The organism is Chitinivibrio alkaliphilus ACht1 (assembly GCF_000474745.1).
Lineage (GTDB): Bacteria > Fibrobacterota > Chitinivibrionia > Chitinivibrionales > Chitinivibrionaceae > Chitinivibrio > Chitinivibrio alkaliphilus.
This window is the reverse complement of record NZ_ASJR01000008.1, coordinates 112,859-119,869: the sequence shown is the minus strand read 5'-3', so window position 1 is coordinate 119,869 and position 7,011 is coordinate 112,859. Positions and strand designations below refer to the sequence as shown.

The window sequence follows — 7,011 nt, the reverse complement described above, 5'->3', positions numbered from 1 at the left end:
TCTTCACGGACTGTACGGTCTGGTTCATTGCTCAGACGGACTGCATCCTTCTTAAATTCTGGATCGTAACTGCGTCGTTCTTTCTTTGACATACATATCTCCATTTCTGAATTAATAATATATATGTCTTAACACACTGTGTACTTTTTTGAGAAGGTCCATCAGGATGACGATGATCAGGATGACGATGATCAGGATGACGATGATCAGGATGACGATGATCAGGATGACGATGATCAGGACGATGATCAGGACGATGATCAAGATGACGATGATCAAGATGACGATGATCAAGATGACGATGATCAAGATGACGATGATCAAGATGACGATGATCAAGATGACGATGATCAAGATGACGATGATCAAGATGACGATGATCAAGATGACGATGATCAAGATGACGATGATCAGGATGGTCGACCGGTTATCCATGGTATCAATCCCTTTGTCATAGCTAAGGATAGTAGCTATGAAGTAACCTTAGCTGATGTAGTAGCCGAGGATCCATCCGGAGAAGATCTGGTGATTCATATCGGTTCCGGTGATGATTACTCTGTATCAGAAACCGTGATTACTCCGGACGAGGGTTTTGTGGGAGAACTCACAATACCGTTCTGGGTCTCCAATAGTGATACCGTATCCGATACGATCATCGCGAAAATTGCCGTACGTGATCCCGAGGATAATAGAGCTCCTGTTATCCATGGTATCTCGATTCCTTCCATAGAGGTGAATCGCTCCCTCACTGTGACGGCTGATATGATTGATGCCGAAGATCCCGATGGAGATGACCTTATAATCTCCCTTACAGACGGAGACAACTACAGCCTTGAGGGAATGACAATCATTCCCGCAGAAAACTTTGTTGGAACACTGGAAGTAGTTGTTAATGTGAGTGATGGTTTGGAGGTTGTATCAGACATTGCTACTGTGGGCGTTTTTGAGCGGATTATAGATTTTGGCAGAGGTCAGATTGAAATTAGCGGAGAATTCAAACTGGCAATAACTCCCAACCCCGCCCCCGTTGGATCTTCCTCGATAATGGTGCGTGGAAGTGGATCCTTTGATCGTGTAGAGATACGAATACTGGACCATGTTGGAAATCTTCTGGTATCTGATGAAGCAGATATTCGTGGAAATATGTATGAATATGAATGGGATCTTTCACGACATGATTCACGTCTTGGAGGTACCTTTGCAGCATTTATTACTCTATATAAAAATGGTAATCCTGTACGACAAGAACGTCGTATGATAGGTGTTCAAAAGTGAGGTTCATTATGAAACAATATCTAAATATTACACTGCTGGGGGCTCTTATTCTGAGCCTTGCCAGCTGTGGAACTCAGGAAATAACGGGCGTTCGAGATAATCGGGCCCCCATTCTCATGAGAACAGTTACAAATGTGGCTGTGCAGATGAATGACTCCATAACAATCTCCCTTCGTCATGTTGAAGCCTATGATCCAGATGGAGATACAATGAGTGTGGTCTTGGAAGAAGGGGAAAAATACACCCTCTCCGGAACAACGGCCATACCAGATACAGACTATATCGGTAATCTATTTATACCGATTCGGGTATTTGATGGGGAACTCTACTCAGATCAGGATACGCTCATTGTATCTGTTGTTGGTACTATTGAAATCTTTCCCTTGGTAGATGGTGGATGGTGGCAATATCGTGACAGCATTCCACAGAGTGATACTACCATGAAATCATTTCTACGAACTACCTATGATCGTGACACGGTCGTAGATGATTATGAAACAGAAATTTTCCAAATTGAGTGGGAAAATCTTGAAGAAGAAGGCTTGGTGTACTGGGGATTTACCGATGGTGAGGGTACCAAACTCATGGGAGGCTCTTCCCCCACAGACACTCTTATGGAACCACATCGTCTGTACCGCTACCCCGTGGAGATAGGAGAAACATGGGACGTAAACCGATTGCTCTATAATGCTTCCTATGGTGAGTTTTTCCATGGTGAAACGGCTCAGATAGAGGTCTTAGATACGCTGGTATATGTCACTGTCCCCGCAGGTACTTTTGAGTGTGTGAAGCTCGTAAAGAGGTATACCGTATCACATACGAGATCTTTCTCAGGAATACACCGATCTCCATCAAGAACTCATCTTCGTTCCCGTGACACGCAAGGGGCAGGGTCTTTTGCAGATGCGTCTACGGTTGAGGAGACTCTGTATTATGCTCCAGGGGTGGGGTATATACAAAATATTACCAGGGCAAATGGTGCCATTGTCTGGATCAAAGAGCTCGTTGATTATGAAGTTGAAGAGGGGAGATAATTATGAAAAAAACAGTCTGTTTTATAGTACTTTTAGCAGGGCTACTCTTTGCTTCAGAGGACCAGGCGTCCTTTGATGTGGGCATTGGAACACGTGTGGGAATTGATGGCTTCGGGGCTTCCGGGAGAGTCTGGATCGGAGATAATTTTGCCGCCACCATAGGTGCGGGAAGCACCTATGATCGGGAACGGGAATGGGGGGAGTTGTATGCTACGTATACAATTCCAACTTCCTGGCCGATTGCCCCCTATGCTCTTTGGGGGGTAGGGTTGCAGCGGGTTGATCTCGTGGAGATGGATCCTGTTGAATACAACCATGTTGTATGGAATACCTCTTGGGGTATTGGGGGAGAGATGTTTTTCGGTGACTGTCAATCCCACGGGGTCGCCCTTGAAGTAACCTATCGAACCGGAGGAAAGCTTGAATATCGCGGAGAAAGCCAGACCGGCATGGGTGACGAAAACCAAGTTGATCGTACCGTAACAGAAAATATTGGCCACGGTGCGGTTCGTTTGCTCTATCATTTCAATATCACCCGTTTTTCACGAAGGGATCGCGCAGAAGAAGAGCTGTAAGAGAATTCGTATAAAATGTACTTTCTCAAAAAAGGAATGATGCCTCCATCATTCCTTTTTCTCGATACATGCAGAGAATTCAGCTCTATTTTATTCCAGGACTTCTAATCTCGGCCTATTTAAGAATACACCGCCGCAGGCGTTCATCCTTCTCCAGAAGCTCATCCTGAGACTCTCCTTCAAGATAAAACGCTGACCGTGCCGGCTGAACCCATCCTCCGTCGGGTGAATACATGCGAAGCGGTGTGGTAAGGAGGGGCATCTCCCAAGGAGCAAACCCCGCACGAAGGCATGACTGAAGGGCTGTATATGTATCGGGAAGACGATGTCGTCGTTTTGCAATAAAGCGATACAGCACAGCACGAGCCCCCGCCCGTTTTTCACGAATACCATAGGAAATCGTACTAATTGTATGCCGAGCGTTGATATCAATGGCAAAGGCTGCACGAAGACTCCCCCCTTCTTCATACAGAAATGAATCGATGCCTACGGGGCCAAAATATCCCGCTGCAAAGAGCTCGCCCCCCACAGATCGGGCCATATCATCAAGGGGCGGTTTCCACGCCGCAATGGTGGTATCATCAGCCGAAATGCTGTTAGCATAAAAGGCCCCATTGCGATTGCACCAATTTCGATGATGTCCATGAATCTCTACAGCACCGACAGAGCTGATGGATAGTTTTGTTGCAATATCACAGACAATATTCTTCCATGGCTCAAAGAAAAAACATTCTCCCCGTGCCAGGGCTGCTTCAAGAGGCCCTTCCACTGATACTGCCGGGGTATGAGCTGTCAGTGTAAAGAAATGTCCCCCCGCATTGCCGTGGTTAGGCTTAAGGACACACGACGGGGCAGATCTCCACGCAGTACGAAACTCTTCTAAAGAGGAGATGGGCCTGCTTCCGGGAACTCCCAAGCGGTGTCGCCTCTGAACCTCGTGGGCAAACACGCGGGAATTGCACCAATGTACACATTCCACGGGGGGGGCTGCATAGGATAGAGTATGCTGTGTCAAAAACCGGCGCCCCGACCCATTCATTGACCACGCATCCCCGTGTTGATACCCCTCTGTACGCATGGTTAAACGAGCCGGAGCAAGCCCTTGATCGCCCAGATAGGAGTAGTATGATTCATCCACGGTAAAACCACTGTAAATGCCCGTAGATTGGGGGAGAGCCGCACAAAACAAGGCCGCCCCTTGATCCACCGCACGGGCTATTTTTTTCGGTACTCTTCGATGTGTCCGATCAGCAGCCCCGTTGAAATAAAAGAGGATCATTCTTCCCGAAGAAATCGGGAAATCTCCTGTGATACGGCGTTGCTTTCTATCTCCATAAAATCAACCGGACTAACCCTCAAAAACCGCTTCCCATAGCCCTTCTGAATCATACGACTATCCAGCACCAGAAAAACCCCGCGATCATCCCGATGGCGTAAGAGTCGTCCCATGCCTTGGCGAAACCGCAAGACCGCCTCTTGTACGTAATAGTCCATAAAGCCGTTCCCCCCACGTTGATCGATATCATCGGAGATAGCCCGTACAATGGGGTGCGTTGGAACGGGAAAGGGAAGTTTCGGTATCACCACAATTTCACAGGCGGCACCGGGAATATCAATGCCCTCCCAGAATGCTCCCGATCCCAAAAGAATAGCCCCTTCTACTTCCTCCATTTGATTCTGTATCCATGTTCGATTTCCACTGATACGCTGAGCAAAAACAGCCCCCTTATACTGCGGATACCGTTGGATAAACAGATGATATACATCTTCAAGAAGGGCATTATTGGTAAACAAAACCACCGTGTTTTTCCCGGTATTTTCTTTAATATCGGCAAGCACCGTCAGAATATAGTCAACGGAAGAGGTATCACGCACATCCACGGCGTCTTTCACCACGAGGGGGAGAATTGACTCTGGTGCAAAATGGGATTCATACCGTTGTATTTTCGGTGTATACTCTGCCAGGCCCGCACGGTGTACGAAGTAGTCCAAGGTTGTATCGGGAGAGAGGGTGGCCGACGTACACACCACTGGCCCAGCAAAGTGCTTCCAGAAATCTCCTAAGAAGGAGTCAACCGCCAAGGGCGTACCAGTCAGTTTTACCCACTTACCGTCTTCCGGCCCCTGCGCCCAAAAAAGATGGCCCGCCGTATCAGCCGAGGCCAAATAGTGCACATCTGCTCGATACTGGCGAAGACGATCAAGCCCAACACGCAGTTCATTCAGGGCAATACCCCGTTCCAAAGCAGGTATTCCTGAGCGGACAAAGGACTCCACACAGTGAATACTCTCCGTAAGGGCAAGGATAAGCCCCGCCCCTGCTTCGCACCGAGCAAAGGTTGCAGGCTCATACCGTATCTGAAGAATACCCCGACTCATATCATCTGCATGGGAACGATTTTTGCGAAGCCAGAGTGACACCTCACTGAGAAAATTGGTACTATTTTTACGTAAGGCCTTTACGGCCCGAGTCAAGGCTGAAAATCGCTCTTCAAAGGAACGACCGACCCCATCAGTCTTATATCCCTTCAAAGTGTTTACAATCTCTTGCAAATACTCTACTAACGCAGCAGTTCGCCGGCTGTCAATTTCCGTAACAAGGGAGTGATACCCCGTGGGCACCAATTGATGGGCCTCATCGAAAATAAGAGCATCTGCCCCATCTGTAAAAGATGAGTGTGCCATAACATCATGATAAAAAAGAGCATGATTAATTACCACCACATGGGAGTGTGCCGCCCGAAGACGTGCCTGCTGCATAAAACAAGCATCATAGGAGGGGCAACCTGCACAACTACGATTTTCCGCAGAGATTAATTGCCAAATATGAGTCATTCGGTGATGGTTGAAAAAGCTCTGTTCTTCAATATCTCCAGTCTCGGTCTCATCCATCCACTTTATAAGGGGAAGTACGGCATCTCTTTCATGGGGGGCAAGGGACCCCGTCTCGCCGGATACAAAGCTATTCCATGCCTTGATACAAACATAATTACCCTTCCCCTTCAACAGGGTGTAGGAAAAGGTATCTCCCAACAGTGTTGCAACCTTGGGGAGCTCCCGCTGGATGAGTTGTTCCTGTAAATTCTTGGTATTTGTGGAAATCATAACACATGCACCGCGACGAAAAGCCCAAAGAGCCGCAGGAACAAGATACCCAAGGGTTTTTCCCGTGCCCGTACCCGCCTCCATAACAGCAACCCCGCCAGTATTGAGACTTTTGGCAATCTCCTGGGCATACTCCTGCTGAGCAGGTCGAGAATAGAAACCGGGGATTTTTTCTGCCAAGGGGCTCTTCTCCTGGAGTAGCTCGGCCACTTCTTGGGGAGAAACCAGTTCCGCCGGATCTCCCTGCGCCCGAGGAGAAACCACAAATTTCTTTCTTTGCAACTGCATGCTCTTCTCTGCACCATAGCCCTGTACAGAATACTCCAGCATCTTTTTCACAAAGGAAAAAGGGGCAAACCGAGCAAGTTTTACCCGTGTTTCTACGGGAATATCATCGATCATGGGAAGTAGCTTAAGGGCAACCTCACCACCGGCGCGAGCATCATCAAGCGCACGGTGTGCATGCTCTAAGGAAACACCCAAGGCTCGCGCCACCTTTCCTAGGGCATACCCTTCATGAAGATCAAGAAGAAGTCGCGCCGTTGCCAAGGTGTCAATACGCCAGTTACGAATCCGTTTGCCCCCATTACGCTGAAACGCTTCATTTAAGAAATAAAAATCAAAGTCAACCTTATGTGCACAAAGGGCCATACGACCAATAAATCGATAGACCTGATCCATAATCTCTGCAAAGGGCGGCGCCTGCGCAACCATGGTGTCTGTAATACCCGTAAGTTCCACAATATCCGGGGGAATAGGAATGCCGGGATTCACCAAGCTGGAAAAGGAGTCGACCTCTCTTCCCTGCACATATTTTACCAGACCAATCTCGGTAATACGATCTCGATTTTTATCTAACCCTGTTGTTTCCAAATCAATGGAAACAAAATCGGGAATTCGCACAGCACGGCCCTTCTGCGGGGGTTTTCGGTGCTTCTTCCGTGCGCCCCCCTGTTTTTTTTGATACTCCTGAAGCTTCTGTGCACTATCTTGTGAGAGCATATCTGATAATTTTGCCATGG

The 7,011-nt window shown here is 47.9% G+C and carries 5 protein-coding genes; 3 read left to right on the top strand and 2 right to left on the bottom strand.

From position 1 onward, the window contains the following. Positions 1–138 precede the first annotated feature (138 nt). The 3 genes from CALK_RS13150 to CALK_RS05490 are packed head-to-tail and all read left to right on the top strand — an operon-like array spanning position 139 to position 2,884. A complete protein-coding gene (locus CALK_RS13150; RefSeq protein ID WP_022636675.1) occupies positions 139–1,275 on the top strand; it encodes a hypothetical protein in 1,137 nt (378 codons plus the stop codon). Between the two features lie 8 nt (positions 1,276–1,283). After that, positions 1,284–2,309 carry a hypothetical protein gene (locus tag CALK_RS05495; RefSeq protein WP_022636674.1) on the top strand — a complete coding sequence of 342 codons (1,026 nt, stop codon included), beginning with the start codon at positions 1,284–1,286 and terminating at the stop codon, positions 2,307–2,309. Between the two features lie 2 nt (positions 2,310–2,311). Next, positions 2,312–2,884, top strand: coding sequence for a hypothetical protein (locus tag CALK_RS05490; protein WP_022636673.1), 573 nt, complete (start codon positions 2,312–2,314; stop codon positions 2,882–2,884). A 115-nt stretch (positions 2,885–2,999) separates the two neighbouring features. Here CALK_RS05490 and CALK_RS05485 read toward each other — a convergent pair whose 3' ends face one another. Next, the gene (locus CALK_RS05485) at positions 3,000–4,163 is read right to left on the bottom strand and encodes a hypothetical protein (protein WP_022636672.1); all 1,164 of its coding nucleotides are present in this window, start codon (positions 4,161–4,163) and stop codon (positions 3,000–3,002) included. Continuing rightward, complete coding sequence (locus CALK_RS05480; protein WP_022636671.1) at positions 4,160–7,009, bottom strand: helicase C-terminal domain-containing protein; 2,850 nt, start codon at positions 7,007–7,009, stop codon at positions 4,160–4,162. The genes CALK_RS05485 and CALK_RS05480 overlap by 4 nt, the downstream gene beginning before the upstream one ends. Positions 7,010–7,011: the final 2 nt, after the last annotated feature.

What these genes read in the sequence shown, in the direction of transcription:
- CALK_RS05495 (WP_022636674.1), top strand. Translation starts at nt 1,284, where the DNA reads ATGAAACAATATCTAAATATTACACTGCTGGGGGCTCTTATTCTGAGC.
- CALK_RS05490 (WP_022636673.1), top strand. Translation starts at nt 2,312, where the DNA reads ATGAAAAAAACAGTCTGTTTTATAGTACTTTTAGCAGGGCTACTCTTT.
- CALK_RS05485 (WP_022636672.1), bottom strand. Translation starts at nt 4,163, where the DNA reads ATGATCCTCTTTTATTTCAACGGGGCTGCTGATCGGACACATCGAAGA.
- CALK_RS05480 (WP_022636671.1), bottom strand. Translation starts at nt 7,009, where the DNA reads ATGGCAAAATTATCAGATATGCTCTCACAAGATAGTGCACAGAAGCTT.